The sequence below is a fragment of the Clostridium sp. LBM24168 genome (assembly GCF_052953915.1).
Window position 1 is genome coordinate 419,634 of the sequence record NZ_CP196861.1, and the last position, 26,776, is coordinate 446,409.

Here is a 26,776-nt window from a genome sequence, read left to right on the forward strand (position 1 = left end):
ATTATTTGTCAAGATGTGCATCTCTAAAAATAAAGAAACCTAAGTTTGATATATGAACATCTTTAAGTTTTGGATTCATGCAGACAACTTCAGTGTAGTAGTAAATTGGTATTATAGGAAGATCAGTCATAAGTTGATTCTCTGCCTGGTGCATTAAAGTAGCTCTTTTAGCCTTATCAGGTTCTGCTTTGGCTTGATTTATAAACTGATCGTATTTAGGGTTTGAATAGCCTGCCATATTGTTTCCATTTCCAGTTGTGAATATGTCAAGGAAAGTCATGGCATCATTGTAATCAGCTATCCATCCATCTCTTCCCAATAGGAACTGATGGTTCTGAAGCTGGGTAAGATGAACCTTTCTTTCAACATTCTTGAGGGTTACATTTATTCCTAAATTCTTTTTCCACATATCCTGAATGGCCTGTGCTATATTCTGATGTCCCTGCATTGTATTGTAAAGTATTTCAAGCTGTGGGAAGCCTTTTCCACCAGGATACCCGGCTTCGGAAAGAAGCTTTTTGGCTTGTGCCACATCTGCAGTTTTTGGAAGGTATTCCTTGTCTGTAAATTCTTTTCCGTTTGAATCACTGGCACCCTTAGGTACGAAAGAACCAGCTGGAACCTCACCGGATTTTGTGACTTTTTCAGTTATTGAAGTCCTGTCTATTGCAAGAGCAAGAGCTTTTCTAACTTTTGTATCACTTAATGCTTTTGCTGCATCAGGGTTAATATTCTTGGCTTGTGAAGATACGTTTATATCATAGTAGTAAATTCCTAAATATGGATAGGCCTTTGCGGTCCCACTCTTTAATAGATTAGGAGTTTCTGTAGCAGGTGGTTTATCGATTAAGTCAAGATCTCCTGTCTTGAATGCTGCATAGTAACTGCTTTCATTTTCCAGAGTCTTGAATTCAATTCTGTCTATCTTTATGTTTTTATTATCCCAGTAGTTAGGATTTTTTTCAAAGTTTAAGCTGTCTTTTGCTTTGTATTCAACCATTTTGTAAGGACCGTTTGATATATAAGTTTCAGCTTTTGTAGCCCATGCAGTTGGATTTTTTTCGACAACATCTTTTCTTACTGGGTCATAAGTAGGAAAGGCTGTAAGTGACAGAAAATAAGGAGTAGGGTTTTGAAGTGTAGCCACTAATGTATAGTCATCCTTTGCAGTAACACCTACCTGATCTTCTTTGACTTTGCCTTGGTTATAGGATTCACCGTTTTTCAGGTAAAATAGCTGATATGCATATTGAGAAGCTGTTTTTGGATCAAGAGCTCTCTTCCAGGCGTATTCGAAATCCTTTGCAGTAACACCTTTTCCATCTGACCATTTTGCATCTTTTCTTAAATGGAAGGTATAAGTAAGTCCATCGCTTGATACATCCCATTTTTCTGCAACACCAGGTACTGTTTTTTCATCCTTATCCAGATTTGTCAAGCCTTCGAAGGCATTACAGATTACCTGGGCGCCTTCAACTGAATTGTTCAGTCCAGGGTCAATTGTTCTAGGATCAGCAGCAATATTTACTTTTATTGTGGTTTTATTGCCTGAACCTGTACTGTTTTTAGAATTTCCACAGCCGACAAACAATGAACCTATAAATGTAAGTGACATTGCAACTGCCAGAATCTTAAATTTGTTCTTTAACATAATAGTCCTCCTTAAAATTTTAATATATTATGTGTTTACATAATGTAAACACTTATATAGCTTTGTTTTATTTTTCATATAAGTGACAGGCTGTACAATGTCCGCTACCCATATCTTTTAAAACAGGTTCCTCTTCAGAACATCTTTTCATTGCATATTTACACCTGTCTTTAAATCTACAGCCTGGTGCTGGATCTATTGGTGAAGGGGTTTCACCTTCGAGCATTATTCTATTGCTTTTTGCTGCCATATCTGGATCAGGTATAGGTATTGCGGATAATAATGCCTTGGTGTAAGGATGAAGAGGATTTTTGTACAATTCATTGCTTTCTGCTATTTCCACCATTTTTCCAAGATACATTACTCCTATTTTAGTTGATATATGTTTTACCATGGATAGATCATGTGCTATGAATAAATACGTAAGATCCAAATCATCCTGGAGGTCTTCAAGCATATTTACTACCTGGGCCTGGATTGATACATCCAGTGCGGATATAGGTTCGTCACATACTATGAATTCAGGTTCCACAGCGAGAGCTCTTGCTATACCTATTCTTTGCCTCTGACCTCCTGAAAATTCATGAGGATATCTATTTGAATGATCCTTATTCAGGCCTACTCTATTTAAAAGATATTGAATCCTGTCCTGTCTTTCCTTGCCCCTCATCAAATTGTGTATATCTATAGATTCACCTATTATATCTCCTACAGTCATTCTAGAGTCTAGAGATGCATAGGGATCCTGAAATATCATCTGCATTTTCCTTCTATAAGGCTTCATTTTATTTGTAGAAAATTTGGATATATCCACTCCATCATATATTATCTGTCCATCCGTTGGTTCATATAATTTAATTATAGTCCTTCCTGTAGTGGTTTTACCACATCCAGATTCTCCGACTAGCCCCAGAGTTTCCCCTTTTTCTATGGTAAAAGATACATCATCAACTGCTTTAACATTGCTTGTTACTTTTCCTACAAAAGACTTTTTTGCAGGAAAATATTTTTTAAGATTTTTTATTTCAATAAATGGCTTATCAGTTTTCATCTTTTAGACCTCCTACACTTATCCTGTCTACTTTAGGTGCATTTGGATGGTTGAGCCAGCAGGAAGCGAGATGTTCATTGTCTATTTTAAAAGCCTCAGGTATTTTATTTAAGCATATTTTCATTGCGTATTCACATCTTGGAGCAAAAGGACATCCAGCCGGAGGCTTTAACAGATCTGGTGGAGTTCCATCTATTGGCTTTAGTCTATGTTTTATGTCTTCTTTAGGGTTTGGTATGCTTCTTAAAAGTCCCCATGTATATGGATGCTTTGAATTGTAAAATATATCTCTTGTTGAGCCTCTCTCAATAATCATTCCACCATACATTACATTTATTCTGCTGCACAAATCTGCTACAACACCTAAATCATGGGTTATTAAAATTATTGACATGCCAAGCTTGGACCTTAGATCTTTCATGAGTTCAAGTATTTGTGCCTGTATAGTTACGTCTAGAGCTGTAGTAGGTTCATCTGCAATTAAAAGCTTTGGATCACATATAAGTGCCATAGCTATCATGGCCCTTTGCCTCATTCCACCAGAAAATTCATGTGGATATTGATTTATTCTCTTTTCAGCACTAGGTATTCCGACTAATTTCAACATCTCAATAACTTTTTTATTTGCAGCTTCCTTGCTCATATGCCTGTGTTTTATGAGTGGCTCTGCTAGTTGATAACCTATTTTGAAAACTGGGTTCAAGGAAGTCATAGGATCCTGGAATATCATTCCAATATCATTTCCTCTTATATTTTCCATTTGTTTGTCGCTTAATTCTGTCAAATTTTTATCTAAAAAATTTATTTTATCAGCTTTTATTCTACCATTTTCAGGAAGAAGCTTCATGATTGACATCATAGTTATACTTTTTCCACTTCCAGATTCTCCAACTATTCCGAGTGCCTCACCTTTATTAAGATGAAAGGATACTCCACGTACTGCTTTTACTTCACCTAGATAAGTCTGGAAAGATGTATGTAGATCATTTACATCAAGTAATCTATCCATTTATGTATCCTCCTATTATTTTTTCATTTTAGGATCCAGAGAATCTCTCAGTCCATCACCTAATAGATTAAATGCAAGCATAGTCAAACATATTGCCATAGATGGGAAGAACAACTGAAGTGGATACAATTGAAAGCCATCTAGAGCATCAGATGCTAAAGTTCCCCAGGAGGCCATTGGAGCCGATACACCAAGCCCTATGAAACTTAAAAATGATTCTGTAAATATAGCATCTGGAACTGAAAGGGTTAAAGTTACGATTATCGGACCCATGCAGTTTGGAATAAGGTGCTTAAAAATTATTCTTGTAGATGAGGCACCGAGAGTTTTTGCGGCAAGTACAAATTCCTGCTGCTTAAGTGACATTATTTCTCCTCTTACAATCCTTGCCATTGTAAGCCAAAAAGCAACTGCTAGGGCTATTATTATGCTTTTAAGTCCTGCACCAAATACAACCATGAAGAGTATTACATAAATTGTCATCGGTATTGAGTATAGAATATCTACTATTCTCATCATTATATTGTCCACTTTTCCACCAAAATAACCGGCTATTCCTCCATACAATATTCCAATTATTATATTTAATATACTTGCTGCATATCCTACAGTAAGAGAAATTCTTGCTCCATATAGTATTCTTATAAATATATCCCTTCCAAATTTATCTGTTCCAAACCAATGGTCAGCACTTGGAGATAAATTTGCCATATTCAAATTCTGGCTGTAGTAATTATATCTTGAAAAGATTGGACCTATTATTGCAAGTAAAGTAACAAATATTACAAATATCAAACCGACCATAGCTAGCTTGTTGAGTTTTAATCTCCTCCATACATCTTGCCAGTAAGATATATTGGGTCTCACTAGGGCTTCTGGCTGTTTCTCTTTTTTTGAGACTTTTTCGAATTCATCCTTTGGTAATTCCATATTTTAACCTCCTAAGATTCGAGTTTTATTCTTGGATCGATGATTACATATAATATATCTACGACTAGATTGCATATTATTAAAAATGCACTGTAGAATATAGTAACACCTAATATAGTAGTATAATCTCTATTATATATGCTTTGGACAAATTCTCTTCCAAGACCTGGTATTCCAAACAAATTTTCAACGACAAAACTTCCAGTAAGTATTCCTGCAAATAATGGACCTATGTACGTTACTATAGGTATAAGTGAATTTTTCAAAGCATGTTTATATATTATTTTGCTTTGAGGTAAGCCCTTTGCCTTTGCCACTTTTATGTAATCCTGACGTATTACTTCTAGTAAACTTGATCTTGACAACCTGGCTATAAATGACATAGAATATGCACCAAGAGCAACAGATGGAAGTACATAGCCAGAAGGAGTATCTAATCCAACTGCAGGAAACCATCCAAGTTTAACGGCAAAAAAATAAATAAAAAATGTGGCCATTACAAAGTTAGGGACAGTTACTCCCACCGTTGATATGAGCATTGCAAGACTGTCCTGCCATTTGCCTTGGTGTAAGGCTGCAATTATTCCCATTAATAGGCCGAATATCAGAGCAAAACATACAGCTAATATACCTACCTTGGCAGATACGGGAAATGATTGAGATATTACTTCATTTACGGTTTTTCCTTCATATCTCATAGATGGACCTAGTTCACCATGGAATACCACATTGCCTAAATATGTAGTATACTGTTTGTTGAGTGGTTTATCTAGTCCAAATTTTTGTTCCAGATTAGCTTTAATCTGTGGTGGAAGCTTTTTTTCATCGTCAAAAGGACCACCTGGAATTAAGTGCATTAACAGAAAGGTTATAGATATTACAACCCAGATTGTAATAACACTATAAACTAATCTTTTTAAAATATACTTCGGCATTTTTTAACCCCCAATTGTGTATTTTATTGTAAGCTTACTGCTTTTCTTAAGTTAAAGCAGAAGTATTAGTATAATTTATAAAAACAGCATAATAAATATCAACTATTTTAATGCTTAAGCATAATAAGTTAATTTTTTTATACTAGGTTGTACTAGATTTATATAATATTAAGAATACAATAAAAAATAGAACATTCAATTCAAAAATATTTTGATGAATGAACATAAAATTCATATTGCAATTTATATATTTTTTGTAATGGTATCATAGAATTAATATTATGTCAATGCATTGAAGGCATTGGGTTGAAACGCTTTATTGATTTAACGTAAAAAAATATTAACGTAATTATGCCGTTTGTTAAACATTTTCATTAGAAAAAATTGTTATATAAAAATGCATAATTTATAAATTTAAATGTATATTAATTTATTTAAGTATCATATTGAAGGAATATCCTTGATAATTTGAATTCTGAATAATGATTTTATTAGCAACTTTTAATAAAAAAACTCTGAAAAATGAAGGTTTATTAATATACTAAATATAATTATGATGATTTTCAATTAAATTTAAGTGATGTATAAGAATTCATTTTTCAATTAAATTTGAAATTAATTATGTATTAAAATTAATTTTATAAAGTTGCTACATTTAAATACGATATAATTAAAGATATATGTTGTCCTTTTTTATAGAGGAAGGTGAATAAAAAATATATGATTAAATGGTACAAAAAATCCTGGAGTGAAATTATAAAAGAATTAAATAGCAATAGCTATTATGGACTTTATGATGAGCAGATTGAAGCTAATAGAAAAAAATATGGAAGTAATAAGATAATTATACCTAATACTAAAAGTTTCATTTTACTTATGTTAATGCAATTAAAAGACATCTGGGTTTTATTTTTTATTGCAGTTTTTATAGTATTGTTGTACTCAAAGTTATTTTTATCAGCAGATATAGCTTTAGGTGTAATTTTGATAAATAGCATATGTGTGGCTTTGGAACAATATAAAGTTGAAAAGAATATTAAAGAGTTACAGAGATTGAATTTAGGTTATGCAAGGGTGATAAGAAATGGGAGGACAATAAAGATTCTTTCGGAAGAACTAGTAGTAGGAGATATTGTAATAGTTGGCGAGGGAGAATCGGTACCTGCTGATATTAGAATTATTGAGAGCAACGAGTTGAAAGTGGATGAATGTTCTGTTACTGGAGAAAAATTTTTCTCAGATAAATATGAACCTAAGATAGAGGATAATGAAATTAATTTATCTGATATGAAAAATATGCTTTTTAAATCCTCTATCGTTGTTAAAGGAGATGCCACAGGAATAGTGGTATCTGTAGGAATGAAAACTGAAATTGCAGGTATAGTGAAATTATTATTGGAAGAAAGTAAAAAAAATACTTCTTTTAAATCAGATCTAAATGATATACTTGATATGTTTATTAAATTCCTTTTATGTAGTGTTTTAATTGTAAATTTTTTAAGGTATGCAATGGATAGGGATAGCTCATATATGGTGATTCACTCTGTATTTACGGCAGTAAGTTCTTTTCCAATAGGCTTTTGTATAATATTATATTCAATAAGTAATGTACTATTGAATAAATTAAAAAAGGGACATGTAATTTTTAAGAACATTTCCAGTATTGAGAAATTTTCTAAGGTTTCTGCTTTATGTACAGATAAAGTTGGAGGATTTTCCAAAGAAAAGATGGACATAGTAAAAGCATATGGCAGCATGGGATTTATTGATACTAGTGAAGCAACATTAAGGGATGGTATGAATGAAAATTTATATAGAATGTTGAATATAGGACTGTTGTGTAATGATATAAAATTGGATAATGTGGAAACTGAAAGTTCTAAAGAGGATTTGGTTGAGACTGCTATTTCAAGGTTCGCAGAACAGTATGGAATTTATAGAAAGGAAGTTCAACAAAATCATAGAAAATTATTTCAGATTTCTTTTGATACCGATAGGCGTATAATGACTACGGTTAATGAAGTGGATAAAAAATATAGGGCAAATGTTAAAGGTGCAGTAGATTCTATACTTGAAAGATGTACACGTGTGCTGAAAAATGGAGTTGAAGTTCAAATAACGGAAGATGATATAAGCTCCATACGTGATGCGGATATGAATATGTCCAATGATTCATTGAATGTTATTGGATTTGCCTATAGAAATTTTAATTATGAGCCGAGTCAGAAAGAGAATATAGAAAGCAATCTTGTATTTACAGGATTGATAGGATTTGACAACAAGTTGAAGGAAACTGCAGAGGAGTCTGTAAAAAAATCAGCAGCACTTTCCATAAAGCCTGTTATAATTACTGAAGATAGTAAATTGACTGCGCTGGCTGTAGGAAAGAAACTTGGTATTGTGCGAAGGCTTAATCAAATATTGTCCGGTGTTGAAATAGACAATATGGATGATGAGGAATTTAGACGTATTGGAGAAAAAATAAATGTATTTTCCAGAATCAATTCGAGTCATAAAATCAAAATTATAAAGACATTGAAGGATTACGGATATATGACGGCCATAACTGGATGGAAATTGACCGATTTACCTGCACTTAGAATATCCAATATAGGAATAACCAACACAAGAAGTAATATTGTTAAAAAGCTAAGTGATATATTGATACAGGATATAGATTTTATGAATTTGCTTAACTTGATAGAGGCTTCTAGAAAAATAATAAATGTTATAAGAAAGATAATTATATATATAGTAAGTTGTAGTTTTGGAATTTTAACATTTTTACTTATAGAAACATTGTATAGCGGTGGAGCAAGTATTGTAGAAGGAGTTTTCTTTAAATCAATATGGTTTAATACCATAATTATGTTTCTGTCTTCTCTGGCACTTATATGCCAATATAACGATGAATCTGCGGAATATAACAATTATATTATCAATAAAAATATTGTAAAAGATAGAATTCCATTTATTGTATTTATTGGAGTATTAATGGGCATTTCAGCATTTGCTGCTTTTGAGTGTGCTGATCTTTTAGGATGCAAGTTTTCATATAATATACCATTTGTAATTTTAAATATTTGTGCAGTATTGCTTACATATAGTTTTTCCAATAATAGACTGTTTAAAAATAAACTTTCAAGCTTTATAATAGTTATTAATTTTATGCTTCAACTCATCATGGCAATATTCCTTGACAGATTTAATAGTTTATTTGATGTTATTTACTGGATAATTATTTTTGCCTTTGCTTTAGTATGGTTTTTATTTTGTGTGTTTTATAAATTGGATAAAGAAAATTATTATATCGATTGATATATACAATAAAAATTTAATGAGATTTGTTTATACAACGGCTGGCGTGGACATAATTGTAGACAGAGGTGCCGTTTATGAAAAAACCGTTGATATTTTATGCGATTTCTACAGCAAGTGGTTGTCTATCAGCACTGGAATTTATTGATAATTCCCTTATAGGCATAGCTATTGCTGTTTTATTTTTTGTAATATATTTTACTACTTTGGAGACAAAGTTTTTTGTTTTAAATATTATGTTTTTTATCCTGGCGGTGATGAGTTCATTCAACTACTTCAATTTAAATCCGGGAAAAAATGCAGAGATCAGGATAATTCAAAGTAAAAATTATTATCTGATAGGCAATATAAATGGTAGAAAAGTAATATTGGATGGAAATATAGGAGCATTAAAAGAAGGATATAAAATAGATGCTTACGGAAATTTTGAAGCGGATAGGGATTTTTCAAGGGGAATATGTGGAAAGTACACTGTAAATAAATATAAGTTATTGAAAAAAGATCTTGTATATTATTCATATGAATATAAGAGATACATCTATAATAAATTTAAAAATATACTTGGGAAGGATAGAACTTCTGTAGTTATGGCTGTATGTTATGGGGATACCAAGTATATTGATTCTGATCAAAGTATGGAATTTCAAAAATTAGGCATAGTTCATGCTGTTAGTGTTTCAGGTTTCCATATGGCCATACTATATAAGGCAGTTGAAGGTGTACTTGGTTTCAAGACGGCAGTTTTACTTTCAGCAATATATGCTTTTTTTACAGGGATGTCTGCAGCAACTATGAGATCATTTATAATGATATTAATTTTTAAGATGTCTAAAGTGTTTTTTAAAGAATATGACAGCATGTCCTCCTTGAGCCTTTCAGCTATAATACTGATGATGGCAAAGCCGTATTATATAATTGATATAGGTTTTGGATTATCATTTTTATCTACTCTTGGTATAATTTTATATTACAATAGTATTTCAAGAAAATTATATATGCTTCCTGAGAAGTTAAATGCTTGTATAAGTCTTGACTTATCTTCACAGATATATTCTACTCCCTATGTTGCTTTTACTATCCAAAGTTTTAGTTATATATCAATAATTGGTAATTTGATTTTACTTCCCCTCTATTCAATAATTGTTATATTGGGTAATGCATCTCTTGCAATTTCATTTATAAAGCCAGCTTTTAATCTACTTTCTTTTTTTATTAATATAGTATTAACAGCATCAGAAGGAGCTTCCTCTTTGATATTGAAATTATACTCCAATGTAGCTTGTTTAAGTTATATGGAAGGTATTATTATATTATTTTCATATATGGCATGTATACTTTACAGAGCAGGTTACAGGAAAATCAAATATCTTCCTGCCATATTGCTTATTGGGATATTTTTTGAGAGTTATAGTTTTTTTACAGAAATAACTTTCTTGAATTTTCAAAAAGGAGAAGCAGTAATTTTAAATAGTAGAAGCAATAAACTGATGATATGTAATTATGATTCTTTTTCTTCTAGCTGGGTAACCGACATAAAAAATTCCATGAATATAGATAAAATTGTAACTAACCCCAAAGACAGGTACATTTATTTTCTGGATGAGAATAAATTTGTAAATGTGAATTTTGAGAATAAGAATTCTATGACTGTAAATTTATATAGTAAAGAAAGACAATTCAATTTTCTACTTGGAAATGGGAATAATGATATTAAAGCTTTTAAAATTAGTAAACCGATCTTTATACCGAAATATACAAATAATAAATTTTTATATAGATATGAGAATCCTTTAGATAAAAGTACAGCTTATGTTATAATATTTAACAGGATCGTTAGGATCAGATAATTTTTTAATCGGAGTGGATATTTATGATAGATGCATCTACCTTTCAACAAAATATTAGAAAGGAAGATTTAAAGAAATGTTATGTCTTTTGTGGATTGGATGAAAAAATTATAGGTGAGTGTATAAAAAGTATAATTGACAGGGCTGTTAATCCAAGTTTTTTAGAGCTAAATTATATAAAGTTTGACGGAAACTCACTTGAAAGTTTTTCCCCTGTGATAAATGCCTGTCAGACACTTCCCTTTATGAGTAATAAGAAAGTGGTTCTTGTCTATAGAGCATATTTTATAAATGATAATTCCAAAAATAAAGGTAAACTATCCGGTGAGAAGGAATTTAAGAATATATGTGAATATTTAAATAAAATTCCAGAGCATTGTATACTTATACTCTATGATATTTTTGGGAGCAAAAGGGATAAAGTCGGTAGGAAAATGTATAAAATTGATAAGCAGAGTAAAGATATATGTACTGTTAAAGTAGATAAATTAAAAGGTAGGAGGCTGGAAAACAAAGTTGAAAAACTGTTTAACGACAGAAAAAAGGATATAAATAAAGTAGAACTTAGGATATTTTGCAGTCTTATGCAGGACAGCAATTTTAGTATAATAGAGAATGAAGTGGAAAAACTCTGCAATTATACATATGGAAGAGATATAAGTAAGGATGATATAAAGGAATTGTTTGTAAAAGACAGCGATGAAGATATATTTGATTTGGTGAATTCCATAGCAAATAAAAGGGTCAAAGAGGCTCTGTCTATTCTAGATGAGCTTATATATAAGGGTATAAAGATAAATTACATTTTAACAATGGTAGAAAGGCAGTTTGGCATTTTACTCAAGATAAAAATTGCATTGAATAATAAAATACAGAAAAAAGATATAATGAGCATGTTTGGAATTAGGTCTGATTATGCCTATAGTATCATGGTTAACCAGAGTAAGAAATTTACCTTGAAACAGTTAAAACGAGCTGTGGAATTCTGTATGGATGCGGAACAGAGAATGAAAAATCTGCCCGTGAATGAAAAAACTGAAATGGAGCTTTTGATAATAAATACAACTGCTGCATAAGCAGGTTTTACCTTATATTGAAAGGACCCTTGAACAGTATTTTAATTACTAAACCAATTAGTTCCTCGGGACTTATCTTCATGCCGGTTTCCAGCCAGTATATCATAATTCCCATATTTCCCGAAGCAATGTATTCCAGAAGATATTCGTCAAGATTTCCAAAATGCCTGTTTTCGGCTCTGAATTTTATAAGGAGATTGTTTTTTATGATACGTTTTATTTTATATATAAATAGAGCATCTCCGTTTTTACCTAGAAGTACTTTAAAATAAGTATTGTGAAGTTTTATATATTCTATCAGATTTTTAATAGTTTTTATGAAGGCGGGAATATCTTTTTCTGTATAAACAATAAGCTTATCTACTTTTACAAGACTTTTTAAATCTGTAAGCAAATCTTCTTCAATTTCCTCAAGCAGGGTATAAATATTTTCATAATGAATATAAAAGGTTCCTCTATTCAAACCAGCTGTGCTACATACTTCTTTCACCCTTATTTTGTTAAGTGGTTTATTTTTGTATATTTGAATAAATGTATCCCTGAGCAGCTGGTCTATTGTTCCTGAAGCTTTTCCGGTATTATTTCTATTCTTCAATATGTAATCACCTCATATTAAGTTCAACTCATGTAATATTCTATATGAATAAATAAATTATTTCAATTTTTTTATCTGATTTACACAATTCAAAAAAGTGTTCATCATATAAATCTGTATGTATAGTATAATTTATGCATAAGTTGAGTGAAGGACGGAATTGGAGGATTATTATGGAATACAATTCTTACGTTATAAAAGTAAAAGATGTAGACAGATATTTTGGAAAACAGAAAATACTTTGGAATATAAATTTTGAGATATCCTCACCTCAAATTTTTGGATTGCTGGGACCGTCAGGCTCAGGCAAGACAACCCTTGTGAAAATGATTTCGGGTATTGATGCACCAACACATGGAGAGGTTTATGTACTCGGGAGAAAGATGCCTGAACTTTCAATCATGGGCAAAATTGGATATATGGCACAATCTGATGCTCTATATGGAGATATTACTGCGGAAGAAAATTTGAAGTTTTTTGCTTCCATGTACAATATATCTAGAAAAGATTGTATAAAACGTATTGATGATGTCATGGAACTTGTGAATTTATCTGGACATTTAAAGAAGAAGGTCAGTCATTATTCTGGAGGTATGAAACGGAGATTGTCATTGGCCATAGCAATGCTGAATCAACCTCCGCTACTTATCCTGGATGAGCCTACTGTGGGAATTGACCCGCTGCTCCGCAGATCAATATGGGATGAACTTGAGAACTTATGCAAAAAAGGCACAACTATTATAATTACGACACATGTAATGGATGAAGCGGATAAATGTGATAATCTCTGTATGATACGTGGTGGAAAGATAACTGCCATAGATACTCCTGAAAATCTTAAAAAAAGTACAAATTCATCTACTATAGAGGAAGCTTTTCTGTACTACGGAGGTGCTGTAAAATGAAAATTGCTGCAATTGCCCTGCGTATCTTACGTCAGCTTAAAAATGACAAAAGAACAGTGGCACTTATGATACTGGCCCCTATTTTTGTACTTACACTGATGTCCTATATATTCAATGGAAAGCAATATAATCCTAACATAGGAGTTATAAATTCACCACAGGGTTTTATAAATGAACTGGAAGATAAAAATGCAGTTGTCAGGAGATATAGTGAAAGTGAGGCAGATACCCTCCTGAATGAATCCAAATTGGATGCGATCATAAATTATAAAAGAGGCCTTCCCTATATTACTCTTGAGGGAAGTGATCCTGAAAAAAGCAGGGCTGTTATTGTACTGGTTCAAAACAGCCTCAAGGGACTTAATCTTAATATTGAACCTGATATAACCTATTTATACGGTTACAGGGATATGTCCTCCTTTGACAGCTTTGGACCAATACTTATTGGATTTTTCGTATTTTTCTTTGTGTTTTTGATATCAGGAGTTTCATTTTTAAGAGAACGTACACAGGGAACATTGGAAAGACTGCTTGCAACTCCGGTACAAAGATGGGAAATTGTAATGGGGTATGTCCTGGGCTTTGGGACATTTACTATAATACAGGCAGTACTTATAGCCTGGTTTTCAGTTCATGTTATTAATATGATGATGGTTGGATCTTTTTTTCTAGTACTTATAATTACATTTTTGACTTCAATGACTGCACTTACTATGGGAACTGCATTATCTGCATTTGCAGATAATGAACTTCAGATGATACAGTTCATACCGCTTATTGTAGTTCCCCAGGTGTTTTTCTCTGGAATATTTGACATGAGTACGATGGAAACCTGGCTGCAAATGATAGGGAAATTCATGCCTTTATATTATTCAGCAGATGCGCTTAAGAAGATTATGATACGGGGGAAAGGTTTATATTCAATTTACACAGATATCTTTGTGCTGCTGGCAATATGTGTTGCATTTATCTTATTGAATATATTAGCGTTAAAAAAGTACCGCAGGATTTAGAAAAATTATTTGAAGGTAGAAGGGTGATGAGGTTATGAAACGGATATTTATATGGATTTTACTTGCAATGCTTTTACTTGCAGGCTGTGGAAAAAAGTCCTCCGTAACTTTAAAGGGAGATATTCAAAATGATGTTGTTTCTGCCAGCAGTACTGTTGGTGGCAAAATTACAGTTATGAAGAAAAATCAGGGAGAAGAAGTAAAAAAAGGCGATTTAATTGCTGTTATAGATAATTCAAATCAAAAATATCAGGTAGCTCAATTGCAGGCGATAGTTAGTATGAAAAAAGCCAAACTGGCTTTACTGAAGGCAGGTACCCGTCCTGAGCAAATTGGACAAGCTAAGGCACAGGTTAGGGCTGCCGGGGCACAGGTGGACCTGTTAAAGTCAGGTAACAGACAGGAGCAAATAAATCAGTCAAAAAACAATATGTCAATTGCACAGTATGAATTATATACAGCCAGGGCCGCCTATGAAGATTCAAAGTCTGATTATGAGAAATATCTTCTTTTAAATAAATCAGGAGCTGTGTCCCAAAAAGAATTGGAAGATGTAAAGTTGAAAATGGATACTTCAAATTATTCCCTTGCATCTGCAGTATCAAAGCTTGACAATGCAAAACAACAGTTGAGCTTGATGGAGGAAGGATCCACTTCACAGGCCGTTGAAACTGCAGTTGCAAATTATGAAGCTGTTTCTGAACAGCTGAAGCTTCTTGAAAATGGACCTGCCACCGATGAAATCGAAGCAGCACGGGAAGATGTTAATCAATCTATAGCACAGTTGAACCAAGCCAAGAATCAACTTAATGAATTCAATATAGCCGCACTTTGTGACGGAATTATAATAAGTAAAAATTTTCAATTGGGAGATATTGTTGCAGCCGGAAGCAATATTGCAGATATAGCTGTAAAAAATGATCTATATGTTGTCTGTTATTTACCGGACAAATATTTGGATAAAATATACTATAATCAGTCTATAGTTGTCAGTACATCAAGAGGAAACCAGCAGGGCAGGATAAATTATATAGATTTAAAGAAAGAATATACTCCTAAAGATAAGCAGTCGGCCTCAGATAAAGACCATATATCTACAAAAATAAAAATTGCTATAAAGGACAAGAGTGGAATACTCAAATCCGGAATGCAGGCAGATGTTCAAATACCCTTGAATTAGAGGTCAAAAATAAACGTACCTTGATTTAGAAAAATCCAGGTACGTTTCTATTTATATTATCTATTAAATATTAGGCAGATAAATTATTTAATTTTGCTGCCAATCTAGATTTTTTCCTTGCTGCATTATTTTTATGTATTATACCTTTTGAAGCAGCTTTATCTAAAGCTTTTGTTGAATTTATAAAAGTAACCTTTGCTTCATCAACATTTTTATTTTCAACAGCAGCTAAAAATTTTTTTATAGTAGTCTTTAATGAAGACTTTATTATTTTGTTTCTTAAAGTTTTAGTTTGGATAACTTTTATTCTCTTCTTTGCTGATTTAATGTTTGCCATATATTTCACCCCCTTATAATTTTATAGAGTCTCAGAAGCTTTGGGGAATGCCAGTGAGTCTCTAATATTTAACAAAAGCTATTATAACATTAAAATAAACTTTCTTCAAGATAAAATCATAAATTTTGCATTTTCAGTTAGACTAGCCATATGAATAGATAAAGCGAAAACACAAATAATAAGTTTGAAAATTAAAAAACTATTTTGGAGTGATGAGCAATGTTGGATGTCAGAACGGACTTGGCTTTAGAAGCTAAAGAAATATATGAAAGCGAAATAGGAGAAGAAGTTGATGGAGTTAAGGTAAATGAGAGACTGAGAGATAATATCAAAATAACTGATGTTAAAATAACGGGGGATACTGGCGAAAAAAAAATTGGTAAACCCAAGGGCTCTTATATTACACTGGATATACCTAAATATGCCTATTATGATGGTGAACTGAGAAATAAATTGAGCAAGGTTGTTGGAGATGAATTAAAATGCATACTGGATTCAATCGATACTAGAATAGATAAAAGTATGACAGTTTTGGTTGTAGGGCTTGGAAACTGGAATATAACTCCGGATTCACTAGGACCAAAAGTTATTTCAAAATTGATGATCACAAGGCATTTAAGGCAGTTGATTCCCGATAAAATAGATGAAAGGATAAGACCGGTGTGTGCAGTGGCTCCAGGGGTGTTGGGAATCACCGGAATAGAAAGCAGTGAGATTATAAGAGGAATTGTTGATAAAATCAGACCCAATCTTATAATATGTATAGATGCATTGGCTTCTAGGAAGGTTGAAAGGGTTAATAGTACTATTCAAATAAGTAATACTGGAATATCTCCTGGATCGGGAGTTGCAAACAGGAGAATGGAATTAAGTGAGAAGACACTGGGGATCCCAGTAATAGCAGTAGGAGTCCCAACTGTAGTAGATGCTGCAACTATGGCAAATGATACCATTGATCTGGTTTTAAATGATATGATATCTAAGTCAAAGAGGGGGGAAGAATTTTATAGGATGTTAAAGTCCATAGATAAGGAAGAAAAGAGAAAATTAATACTCGAAGTATTGAATCCATATTCTGAAAATATTATGGTCACTCCGAAAGATGTTGATATAGTCATAGAATCAATATCAAAAATACTTGCAAGTGCGGTAAATATGGCATTACAACCAGAACTCAATTTAGAAGAGATAAATTCATTTATTGAATAAAATATGTAAAATTGTTTATCCTTAATAATAGAAATTTTTTGTTTTGAGGGTGGTTTTATGAGTAGAAGGGCATTTAAATCAGTGGTTATATGTTGCATTATACTGATTCTAACGGGTATAGTTATTGTAAATGCCAGTATGCCGAAGTTTGTTAAAGATAGATCTGATTTTAGTATAAATTGTAGTTTTTCTCCTTTTGATTTCAAAATTGAAACTCAAAATTATTTTGTTAATATGAATGGAAATACAATTTATAATTTTAAGGAAAATTTATTAGGAACAATAACGAACGTTGGAGAGAATATAAGATATAAAGTAGATGCAGCAGCTGACAGTGTAGAAAAAACATTTTATGAAATTAAAGCAAATATAGGACATTAATTTCTATAGTGTTATTGTATTAAAATACTGAAGATTGGTCTGATAATAGTCTTTTCAGTAAATATGTGTTATGCTATAATTTACTATAGCAATAATAGATTTTATATATAAAGATTTGCAAAATATGCAAATCTTTTAATTTATGTAGTGACCAGTAATGGAGGTTATTAATATGCAGAGTGAAAGGCAAAAATATATTAGAAATTTTTCTATAGTTGCGCATATAGATCATGGGAAATCCACACTTGCAGATAGGCTTATTGAAAAGACAGGAACTCTTACAAAAAGAGAAATGGAATCACAGGTACTTGATAATATGGAACTTGAAAGAGAAAGAGGAATAACTATAAAATCACAGGCTGTAAGGTTGATATATAAAAAATCTGAAAATGAAGAGTATATATTGAATCTAATAGATACTCCAGGACATGTGGATTTTAATTATGAGGTATCAAGGAGTTTAGCGGCATGTGAGGGGGCTGTACTTGTAGTAGATGCAACTCAGGGTATACAAGCTCAGACACTTGCAAATTGTTATTTAGCTTTGGATCATGATTTGGAGATAGTTCCCGTGATAAATAAAATAGATCTTCCAAGTGCCAGACCAAATGAAATAAAGGATGAAATAGAAGATGTTATTGGAATAGAAGCACAGGATGCACCTATGGTTTCTGCAAAGACAGGACTTAATATAGAAGATGTACTTGATGCCATAGTAGAAAAAGTCCCATCTCCAGAAGGCGACGAGTCTGCACCGCTTAGAGCGCTTATATTTGATTCGAATTATGATAGCTATAGAGGAGTAGTTTGCCACATACGGGTAAAAGAGGGAGAAATAAAGCCTGGAATGACTATAAAACTTATGGCTACAAATAAAATATATGAGGTAACTGAAACAGGGGTATTTGTGCCGGGTTTTATGCCAAATGACGGATTAAAAGCAGGAGATGTAGGGTATTTTACTGCTTCGATAAAAAATGTAAGAGATGCTAGGGTAGGTGATACTGTAACTGAAAATGACAGATTGGCAGAAAAACCCCTTGAAGGATATAGACCTGCCGTACCAATGGTATTTAGTGGTATTTATCCTGTAGATGGAGCAAAATATGGAGAGTTGAAAGATGCACTTGAAAAACTTCAGGTTAATGATGCAGCTCTTTCTTTTGAGCCTGAAACTTCTATAGCATTGGGATTTGGATTTAGATGTGGATTCTTGGGACTTTTACATATGGATGTTATTCAGGAGAGAATAGAAAGGGAGTTTAATTTAGATATTATAACCACAGCACCTTCAGTTATATATAAAATAATGAAAACTGATGGTACTATCTTAGAACTTACCAACCCAACTAATATGCCTGAACTATCTGAAATAAAATATATGGAAGAACCTATAGTAAAAGCTTCAATAATAACTCCTTCAGATTATGTAGGTGCCGTTATGAAACTTGCACAGGATAGAAGAGGTACATTTAGGGATATGCAGTATATTGAAACTACGAGAGTATGTTTAAATTATGATATACCACTTAATGAAATAATATATGATTTTTTTGATGCTCTAAAGTCAAGAACAAGAGGATATGCATCTTTTGACTATGAATTGAAAGGTTATAGTGAAGCAAAGCTTGTGAAACTGGATATACTGCTAAATGGAGATATAGTGGATGCCCTGTCAATGATTGTTCCTGAAGAAAGGGCATATGAAAGAGGAAAATATACAGCAGGAAAATTGAAAGAAATAATTCCAAGACAGCTGTTTGAAATACCTATTCAGGCAGCTGTTGGTGGAAAGATTATAGCGAGAGAAACAGTCAAGGCTATGAGAAAAGATGTTCTTGCAAAATGTTATGGAGGAGATATATCCAGAAAGAAGAAATTGCTTGAAAAGCAGAAAGAGGGCAAAAAAAGAATGAGACAGGTAGGCTCTGTTGAAATACCACAGGAAGCTTTTATGGCTATTTTAAAGACGGAGGATTAGTGATGTTTTAATGGAACTATATAAATATGGAACCAATTTAAAAAAGGGCATATCACTATATGTACACATGCCCTTTTGCTGCAAAAAATGTCTGTATTGTGATTTCACATCCTTTAGTGGAATTGAAGGATTAATGTCAAAATACTCCATGGCTCTTGCTAAAGATATAAGCAATTTGTCAAAGATGAAAATAAAAAGTATATTTATAGGAGGTGGTACACCTACTTATATGAATATAAGTTCATGGAGAAATATATATGGTTCTATAGTAAATCTTAAAACTATTGAAAATATGGAATTCACTGTAGAAGGAAATCCAGGAAGTCTTACAGAAGAAAAATTAAGATTTTTAAAGAAAATAGGAGTTAACAGATTGAGCATTGGCCTCCAGGCATGGCAGAATCATATACTTAAAAATCTGGGAAGAATACATACTGTGGAAGAGTTTATAGAAGGATATAATCGTGCTAGAAAACTTGAATTTTTAAATATAAATGTGGACTTGATGTTTGGGATTCCTGGTCAAGAGGTTTCAGATTGGGAAGAAACTCTAAAAAATGTAGTGAAATTGCAACCAGAGCATATATCCTGCTATAGTCTTATAATTGAACCAAATACTCCATTTTATAATATGTACAGGAGAGGATATATTGAGCTCCCAAATGAGGATAAAGAAAGGAGAATGTATGATTTTGCCCTAGATTTTTTGAATTCAAAGGGATATGAACAATACGAGATCTCAAATTTTTCAAAGAAGGGATTCAAGTGTGTCCACAATTTAACATACTGGAATCTTCAAGAGTATATTGGATGTGGGTTAGGTGCCTGTTCATATTTAAATGGGTACAGGTATAGAAAATCAAGGAATATAGAACAATATATAAAAGAAGCAGAAAAAAATAAATTTATTAAATATGATCTTCATAAAAATTCCATAGAAGATGATATGGAAGAATTTATATTTATGGGGCTTAGGAAGCTTAGTGGAATATCCATATCTGAATTTGAACTGAGGTTCAAAGTAGACATATATTCCATATATAAAAATGTTATAAATAAGCATATAAAATTTGGAACATTAATTAGAGAAGGAGATAGGTTGTACTTGAGTAGAAGGGGAATACAGGTATCAAATAGTGTTATGTGTGAGTTTATTTTGACTTCATAGATAAATGATGTAGATATCAAAAGGAAACTTGAGTATTTTCTATAAATATTTGTTTAAATTTAATATATTGTGAAATCTGTCTATATAATACACATTGTATATAGTTGACAAAAAAAAATATCAGTGATATTTTTTAATCATGGTAGTTAGCACTCAACGATAGCGAGTGCTAATAAAAAGGTGATGATATGGAAATGGATGAAAGAAAAATAAAAATACTTCAGGCAATAATAAATGATTATATAAAAACTGCGGAGCCTGTGGGATCCAGGACCATAGCTAAAAAGTATAATCTGGGAATAAGTTCAGCTACTATAAGAAATGAGATGGCTGATCTTGAAGATATGGGGTACTTAGAGCAACTTCACAGTTCTTCAGGAAGGAAGCCGTCAAATAAGGGGTATAGGCTTTATGTTGATAAATTAATGCAAATACCAAATCTTAGCGAAGAGGAAATGTACGAAATAAAAAGACAAATTTTAGACAGTGCAATTTTTGAGATGGATAGGGCAATAAGACAGGCAACTCTTCTGCTGGCTGAATTGACTAAACTTACATGCATAGTAAGAACGCCATCTGTAAGTAGGAGTTATATAAAACATATGCAGCTTATAAATATGGAGTTCAACAATAATATACTGTTAGTATTGGTTACAGACAGTGGTGTTATAAAAAATAATGTAATAAAAGTTAAAAAAAATGTCTCTGATAAAGTCCTTACAAAGCTTAGCAATCTTCTCAACAATAGACTGAGAGGGCTAAACAGTGAACAAATAAATTTAGAGGTAATAAATAATATAAAAAATGATTTAAAAGGCTACGAAGATATATTTAATGCAATAATTCCTGTGCTATACGAAAATCTGAGAAGCGCAGATAATTCTGATATATATATGCAAGGTACTGTAAATATATTTAATTATCCGGAATACAAGGATGTTGAAAAAGCAAGAGAGTTTTTATCAATGCTTGATAATAAAGATAAGGTCAATGAACTTTTAAATGATTCATCAAATATTTCAGTGAAGATTGGCAGTGAAAATTATATAGAAGGGGCAGAAGACTGTAGTGTTGTATCAACAGTTTATAATTTAGGCAGTAAGCCTATAGGAAAGATTGGATTGATAGGCCCTACAAGAATGCCTTATTCAAAAGTCATATCTGTATTGTCAAATGTAGTTAGGGAATTGAATTATATTTTGACTAATACTTATTTTGATGATGATTGAATTCTATGTAGGCCTGCCTTTAATATAAATATTAAATTGAGATTGGAGGAAACAATCAGATGTTTAAAAAGAAGGATGATATTAAGGCCAATAATATTGAAGAAGATGAAAACTTGGAAAAAAATTCAGAAAAAGATTTAGATAAGTCTGAATGTAATGAGGAAGTAGGAGTTTCTGAAGAGTATGAGGAATACAATGAAGAAGGAAGTAATGAAGAAAATAATGATAGTAAGAAAAAATCAGCTAATATCCAAAGTATAGAAGATCAAAAACTAATAAAAAGTTTAAAAGATAAGAACAAAAATTTAAAAGATGAAAATAATAAGATTAAGAGTGAATTTGAAACTCTAAAAGACAGATTATCAAGAACAGTTGCAGAGTATGATAATTTTAGGAAAAGAACAGCCAAAGAAAAAGAAAAGATATATACTGATGTTTGTGAGGATGTACTTAAGGAAGTACTTCCGGTACTTGATAATTTGGAAAGGGCTGTTTCAATAGAAGGAAATGCGGAAGATCTGAAAAAGGGTATAGAAATGACAATGAAACAATTTAATGATGCTTTAAGGAAATTGGATGTTGAAGAAATTCCAGTGGATAGTGGATTTGATCCGCATCTACATAATGCAGTTATGCATATAGAAGATGAAAAATATGATAAAAATTCCATCGTAGAAGTATTTCAGAAAGGATATAAAAAGGGAGATAAGGTAATAAGATACAGCATGGTTAAAGTTGCAAATTAATACAAAATATAAATAATTTATTAAGGGAATTTTGAAGTTAGTCAATTTAGGAGGTAAGTTAACATGTCAAAAATAATAGGTATTGATTTAGGTACAACAAATTCCTGTGTTGCCGTTATGGAAGGTGGAGATCCTGTAGTTATAGCAAACTCGGAAGGGGCAAGAACAACTCCATCCGTTGTTTCATTTCAGGCAAATGGAGAAAGACTTGTAGGACAGGTGGCAAAAAGGCAGGCAATAACAAATCCTGATAAGACAATAATGTCAATAAAGAGACAAATGGGAACAGACCATAAGGTAGATATAGATGGAAAACAGTATACACCGCAGGAGATATCTGCAATGATACTTCAAAAAATAAAATCTGATGCAGAGGCATATTTGGGAGAACCTGTTACTGAAGCGGTTATAACAGTACCAGCATATTTTAATGACAGCCAAAGACAAGCAACCAAAGACGCAGGTAAAATTGCAGGACTTAATGTAAGAAGAATAATAAATGAACCTACAGCAGCTTCTCTTGCATATGGACTTGATAAAACTGAAACGAGTCAGAAGATATTTGTTTATGACCTTGGCGGTGGTACTTTTGATGTATCCATACTTGAACTTGGAGATGGGGTATTTGAAGTTAAAGCAACAAATGGAGATACACGTCTAGGCGGTGATGATTTTGATCAGAAGATAATAGATTATATAGCAGATACATTCAAAGCTGAAAATGGAATAGATTTGAGAAATGACAAGATGTCACTTCAAAGGTTGAAGGAAGCGGCTGAGAAAGCTAAAATTGAATTATCATCATCTATGCAAACAAATATAAATCTTCCTTTTATTACAGCAGATGCTACGGGTCCAAAGCACATAGATATGAATCTGACAAGGGCAAAATTCAATGAACTGACTCAAGATTTGGTTCAGAGGACAATAGAACCTATGAAGAAGGCATTAAGCGATGCTGGACTTACAATAAATGATATAAACAAGATTATATTAGTTGGTGGTTCTACAAGAATTCCTGCAGTTCAGGAAGCTGTTAAGAATTTTACAGGAAAAGAACCATCAAAGGGAGTAAATCCTGATGAATGTGTAGCTGTAGGTGCAGCTATCCAGGCAGGAGTTCTAACAGGAGATGTAAAAGATGTATTGTTGCTTGATGTTACACCTCTTACACTTGGTATTGAAACTTTAGGAGGAGTTGCTACTCCGCTTATTGAAAGAAATACTACGATACCGACTAAGAAGAGCCAGGTGTTTTCAACGGCGGCAGATGGTCAGACTTCTGTTGAAATTCATGTAGTTCAGGGTGAAAGACAGATGGCCGCCGACAATAAAACTCTTGGAAGATTCACGCTTTCAGGTATAGCACCAGCTCCAAGAGGAATTCCTCAAATAGAAGTTACATTTGATATAGATGCAAATGGCATTGTAAATGTATCTGCTAAAGATAAAGGAACTGGAAAGGAAGCAAATATAACAATTACTGCTTCTACTAATTTGAGTGATGATGAAATAGATAAAGCTGTTAAGGATGCAGAAAAATTTGGCGAGCAGGATAAAAAGAGAAAAGAATCTATAGAAATCAAAAACAATGCGGATCAGGCGCTTTACCAAACTGAAAAGACATTAAAGGATCTTGGTGATAAAGTATCTGCAGAGGATAAGAAATCTGTAGAAGACAAAATGGATGCTTTGAAAAAAGTCAAAGATGGGGATGATATGGATGCCATAAAGAAAGCCACCGAAGATTTGACACAGACATTTTATGGCATTTCATCCAAGATATACAGCCAGAATGCTCAGTCAGGTCCAAATCCGGGAGCAGGTCCAAATCCGGAAGCAGGCTCAAATCCAGGGGCAGACAACGGTAATGCAGGAAAAAATGATGGCAATGTAGTTGATGCAGATTATAAAGTGGATGATGATAAATAGTATTTTCTCTTCACGATTATATAATAAATGTGTATAATGGTAATAGTTAAGGGATGAGTTCTTTACTCTTCCCTTAATTTAAGTAAAACTTAATTATTCTAGGAAATTTAGTATGTTTTCATTAGGTGGTGAAGTATAAAAATGGCAAATAAAGACTACTATGAGGTATTGGGACTTCATAAGGGCGCGAGTGATGATGAAATAAAAAGAGCTTTTAGAAAGATGGCTTTAAAATACCACCCGGATAGAAATCCAGATAATAAGGAAGCTGAAGCGAAGTTTAAAGAAATAAATGAGGCTTATCAGGTTCTATCAGATCCACAAAAAAAGGCACAATACGACCAGTTTGGTACAACTGATTTTGGTGGTGCAGGAGCACAGGGAGCAGGCTTTGGAGGATTTGATTTTTCGGATCTTGGTGGTTTTGGAGATATATTTGATTCGTTTTTTGGAGGCGGTGGATTTTCTCATGGAAGTAGCAGAAGAAGAAATGCACCAGAAAAAGGAGCAGATCTTGAATATACTCTTAATCTGACTTTTGAAGAAGCAGCTTTTGGAGTAAAAAAAGAGATAACTATAAATAAAAATGAGACTTGTGAACACTGCCATGGTACAGGAGCCAAACCGGGCACAAAACCGCATACTTGCGACAAATGTGGTGGAACAGGTCAAATAAGGACACAGAGGAATACTCCTCTTGGAAGTTTTGTAAGCATGAGTACCTGTGATAAATGCGGTGGATCTGGAACTATAATAACTGAACCGTGTCCTCACTGTAAGGGTAAGGGAAAGGTAAGAAAGCGTAAAAGAATAAATGTAAATGTCCCAGCAGGAGTTGACAGTGGTAATATTATTCCTATAAGAGGACAAGGAGAAGCAGGTTCAAATGGAGGACCATCAGGTGACCTTTATATAAACATAAAGGTAAGTACTAGTTCTACATTTAAAAGAGAGGGATCTGATGTATATATAGATAGGCATATAAGCTTTGGGAAAGCAGTTCTGGGTACTACACTTAAGGTCCCAACTATAGACGGAGAAGTAAAATATGATGTTCCACCAGGAACGCAGTCTGGAACTGTGTTTAGACTTAGGGGAAAAGGTATAACGAGGGTAAATGGGCATGGCAGAGGAGATCAATATGTAAATGTAATAGTTGATGTTCCAAAGAATATAAGCCAAAAACAAAGAGAAATATTGATTGATTTTATGAAAGCCGGTGGTGAAACGATAGATGGAGAAAATGGAAAGGACACACTTATAAATAGGATAAGGCGTAAACTCTAATTGATAATATAAATTTATTGAAAAGTGGTGTATTATGGATAAAAATTGGATGGAAATTTCCATTGAGACTACTAGTGAAGCAGTGGAGGCAATTTCAGGAATATTGTATAATATAGGCGTTATCGGTATATCAATAGAAGATCCAGAAGATATTGAGTTTAAAAGGAAGAGCCCTGAAGACTGGGATTATTTTGATAATAGCCTTTTAAAAGTAAAGGACTATACATTGATAAAGGCATATTTCAAGAAAAATGAAAATTTTGAAGAGAGTTTAAATTATATAAAACAATCAATAGATAATCTATCAGAATTTAACATAGATAAAGGCAGTGGTTCAGTTAAGGTAAGAAAGGTAAATGAGGAAGACTGGGAGAACAATTGGAAAAAATATTATAAACCTACTAAGGTAGGGAGAAATATAGTGATTGTTCCAATATGGGAGAAGTATGAAAAAAAAGATGGTGATATAATAGTAAAACTGGATCCAGGGATGGCCTTTGGGACTGGAAGTCATGAAACCACAAGAATGTGTATTAAGCAATTAGAAAAACATGTAAATAGAGATTCTACTGTATTTGATATAGGAACTGGATCAGGCATACTTTCAATAACGGCAGCTAAGCTGGGAGCAAATCATGTTTTAGGTGTTGATCTTGATGAGGTGGCTGTGAAATCTGCCAGGGAAAATATAAAGTATAATGATGTTTCAGATATAGAAATATTTCATGGCAATCTTATGGATGTAATTCATGACAGAGCAGATATTATAGTTGCAAATATAATTGCTGATATTATAATACCATTGAGTGATCAGGTTAAATGCTTCCTGAATAAAAATGGAATTTTTATATCTTCTGGAATAATTGATGGAAGGCAATATGAGGTAATAGACAAATTGAAAAAATGTAATTTCAATATAGAAGAGATAAATAAAGATGGAGAATGGTTTTGTATAACTGCAAGGCTGGCTGATATATAAATTATATAGAAGAGGTT

Annotated in this window: 22 protein-coding genes; 15 read left to right on the forward strand and 7 right to left on the reverse strand. The window is 32.7% G+C overall.

Annotation, left to right across the window (positions count from 1 at the left end):
* Position 1 precedes the first annotated feature (1 nt).
* The 5 genes from ACSVC9_RS02035 to ACSVC9_RS02055 form a co-directional block, all read right to left on the reverse strand.
* The gene (locus ACSVC9_RS02035) at positions 2-1,651 is read right to left on the reverse strand and encodes a peptide ABC transporter substrate-binding protein (protein WP_446898725.1); all 1,650 of its coding nucleotides are present in this window, start codon (positions 1,649-1,651) and stop codon (positions 2-4) included.
* 67 nt (positions 1,652-1,718) lie between these two features.
* Positions 1,719-2,702 (reverse strand): ABC transporter ATP-binding protein, encoded by a 984-nt coding sequence (locus ACSVC9_RS02040; RefSeq protein ID WP_446898726.1) that lies wholly within the window; start codon positions 2,700-2,702, stop codon positions 1,719-1,721.
* Positions 2,692-3,711, reverse strand: a complete 1,020-nt coding sequence (locus ACSVC9_RS02045) for an ABC transporter ATP-binding protein (RefSeq protein ID WP_446898727.1) — start codon at positions 3,709-3,711, stop codon at positions 2,692-2,694. Before ACSVC9_RS02045 ends, ACSVC9_RS02040 begins: the two co-directional genes overlap by 11 nt.
* Positions 3,712-3,726: 15 nt before the next feature.
* Positions 3,727-4,641, reverse strand: a complete 915-nt coding sequence (locus ACSVC9_RS02050; RefSeq protein WP_446898728.1) for an ABC transporter permease — start codon at positions 4,639-4,641, stop codon at positions 3,727-3,729.
* An 11-nt stretch (positions 4,642-4,652) separates the two neighbouring features.
* A complete protein-coding gene (locus ACSVC9_RS02055; protein WP_446898729.1) occupies positions 4,653-5,576 on the reverse strand; it encodes an ABC transporter permease in 924 nt (307 codons plus the stop codon).
* A 720-nt stretch (positions 5,577-6,296) separates the two neighbouring features.
* Between ACSVC9_RS02055 and ACSVC9_RS02060 the strand changes: the two genes are divergently transcribed.
* The 3 genes from ACSVC9_RS02060 (at position 6,297) to holA (ending at position 11,817) form a co-directional block, all read left to right on the forward strand.
* Positions 6,297-8,894, forward strand: coding sequence for a cation-translocating P-type ATPase (locus ACSVC9_RS02060; protein WP_446898730.1), 2,598 nt, complete (start codon positions 6,297-6,299; stop codon positions 8,892-8,894).
* A gap of 77 nt (positions 8,895-8,971) precedes the next feature.
* The gene (locus ACSVC9_RS02065; protein ID WP_446898731.1) at positions 8,972-10,741 is read left to right on the forward strand and encodes a ComEC/Rec2 family competence protein; all 1,770 of its coding nucleotides are present in this window, start codon (positions 8,972-8,974) and stop codon (positions 10,739-10,741) included.
* A gap of 23 nt (positions 10,742-10,764) precedes the next feature.
* A complete protein-coding gene (gene holA / locus ACSVC9_RS02070) occupies positions 10,765-11,817 on the forward strand; it encodes a DNA polymerase III subunit delta (RefSeq protein WP_446898732.1) in 1,053 nt (350 codons plus the stop codon).
* Between the two features lie 7 nt (positions 11,818-11,824).
* Here the strand turns inward: holA and ACSVC9_RS02075 are convergent, their stop codons facing one another.
* Entirely contained in the window at positions 11,825-12,412 is a 588-nt protein-coding gene (locus ACSVC9_RS02075) for a TetR-like C-terminal domain-containing protein (RefSeq protein WP_446898733.1), read from the reverse strand.
* A 173-nt stretch (positions 12,413-12,585) separates the two neighbouring features.
* Here ACSVC9_RS02075 and ACSVC9_RS02080 point away from each other — a divergent pair, with 173 nt between their 5' ends.
* Genes ACSVC9_RS02080 through ACSVC9_RS02090 form a run of 3 tightly spaced genes read left to right on the forward strand, consistent with a single transcriptional unit; the run spans position 12,586 to position 15,510 of the window.
* On the forward strand, positions 12,586-13,317 hold the full coding sequence (locus tag ACSVC9_RS02080) for an ABC transporter ATP-binding protein (RefSeq protein ID WP_446898734.1): 732 nt from the start codon (positions 12,586-12,588) through the stop codon (positions 13,315-13,317).
* Positions 13,314-14,330 carry an ABC transporter permease gene (locus ACSVC9_RS02085; protein WP_446898735.1) on the forward strand — a complete coding sequence of 339 codons (1,017 nt, stop codon included), beginning with the start codon at positions 13,314-13,316 and terminating at the stop codon, positions 14,328-14,330. The genes ACSVC9_RS02080 and ACSVC9_RS02085 overlap by 4 nt, the downstream gene beginning before the upstream one ends.
* 34 nt (positions 14,331-14,364) lie before the next feature.
* Positions 14,365-15,510: an HlyD family secretion protein gene (locus tag ACSVC9_RS02090; protein WP_446898736.1), complete on the forward strand. Its 1,146-nt coding sequence runs from the start codon at positions 14,365-14,367 to the stop codon at positions 15,508-15,510.
* Between the two features lie 70 nt (positions 15,511-15,580).
* On the opposite strand, the gene rpsT is transcribed toward ACSVC9_RS02090, so the two are convergent.
* Positions 15,581-15,847, reverse strand: a complete 267-nt coding sequence (rpsT, locus tag ACSVC9_RS02095; RefSeq protein ID WP_446898737.1) for a 30S ribosomal protein S20 — start codon at positions 15,845-15,847, stop codon at positions 15,581-15,583.
* A gap of 219 nt (positions 15,848-16,066) precedes the next feature.
* Between rpsT and gpr the strand changes: the two genes are divergently transcribed.
* The 9 genes from gpr (at position 16,067) to prmA (ending at position 26,759) form a co-directional block, all read left to right on the forward strand.
* Entirely contained in the window at positions 16,067-17,056 is a 990-nt protein-coding gene (gene gpr / locus ACSVC9_RS02100) for a GPR endopeptidase (RefSeq protein WP_446898738.1), read from the forward strand.
* 57 nt (positions 17,057-17,113) lie between these two features.
* Positions 17,114-17,437, forward strand: coding sequence for a hypothetical protein (locus ACSVC9_RS02105; RefSeq protein ID WP_446898739.1), 324 nt, complete (start codon positions 17,114-17,116; stop codon positions 17,435-17,437).
* 172 nt (positions 17,438-17,609) lie between these two features.
* On the forward strand, positions 17,610-19,418 hold the full coding sequence (gene lepA / locus ACSVC9_RS02110) for a translation elongation factor 4 (RefSeq protein WP_446898740.1): 1,809 nt from the start codon (positions 17,610-17,612) through the stop codon (positions 19,416-19,418).
* Positions 19,419-19,428: 10 nt separating this feature from the next.
* A complete protein-coding gene (gene hemW / locus ACSVC9_RS02115; RefSeq protein WP_446898741.1) occupies positions 19,429-20,586 on the forward strand; it encodes a radical SAM family heme chaperone HemW in 1,158 nt (385 codons plus the stop codon).
* Between the two features lie 188 nt (positions 20,587-20,774).
* A complete protein-coding gene (hrcA, locus tag ACSVC9_RS02120; protein WP_446898742.1) occupies positions 20,775-21,815 on the forward strand; it encodes a heat-inducible transcriptional repressor HrcA in 1,041 nt (346 codons plus the stop codon).
* 59 nt (positions 21,816-21,874) lie between these two features.
* On the forward strand, positions 21,875-22,561 hold the full coding sequence (grpE, locus tag ACSVC9_RS02125; RefSeq protein ID WP_446898743.1) for a nucleotide exchange factor GrpE: 687 nt from the start codon (positions 21,875-21,877) through the stop codon (positions 22,559-22,561).
* A gap of 63 nt (positions 22,562-22,624) precedes the next feature.
* Entirely contained in the window at positions 22,625-24,493 is a 1,869-nt protein-coding gene (dnaK, locus tag ACSVC9_RS02130) for a molecular chaperone DnaK (protein WP_446898744.1), read from the forward strand.
* A gap of 141 nt (positions 24,494-24,634) precedes the next feature.
* On the forward strand, positions 24,635-25,780 hold the full coding sequence (dnaJ, locus tag ACSVC9_RS02135; protein ID WP_446898745.1) for a molecular chaperone DnaJ: 1,146 nt from the start codon (positions 24,635-24,637) through the stop codon (positions 25,778-25,780).
* A 34-nt stretch (positions 25,781-25,814) separates the two neighbouring features.
* On the forward strand, positions 25,815-26,759 hold the full coding sequence (prmA, locus tag ACSVC9_RS02140) for a 50S ribosomal protein L11 methyltransferase (protein WP_446898746.1): 945 nt from the start codon (positions 25,815-25,817) through the stop codon (positions 26,757-26,759).
* Positions 26,760-26,776: the final 17 nt, after the last annotated feature.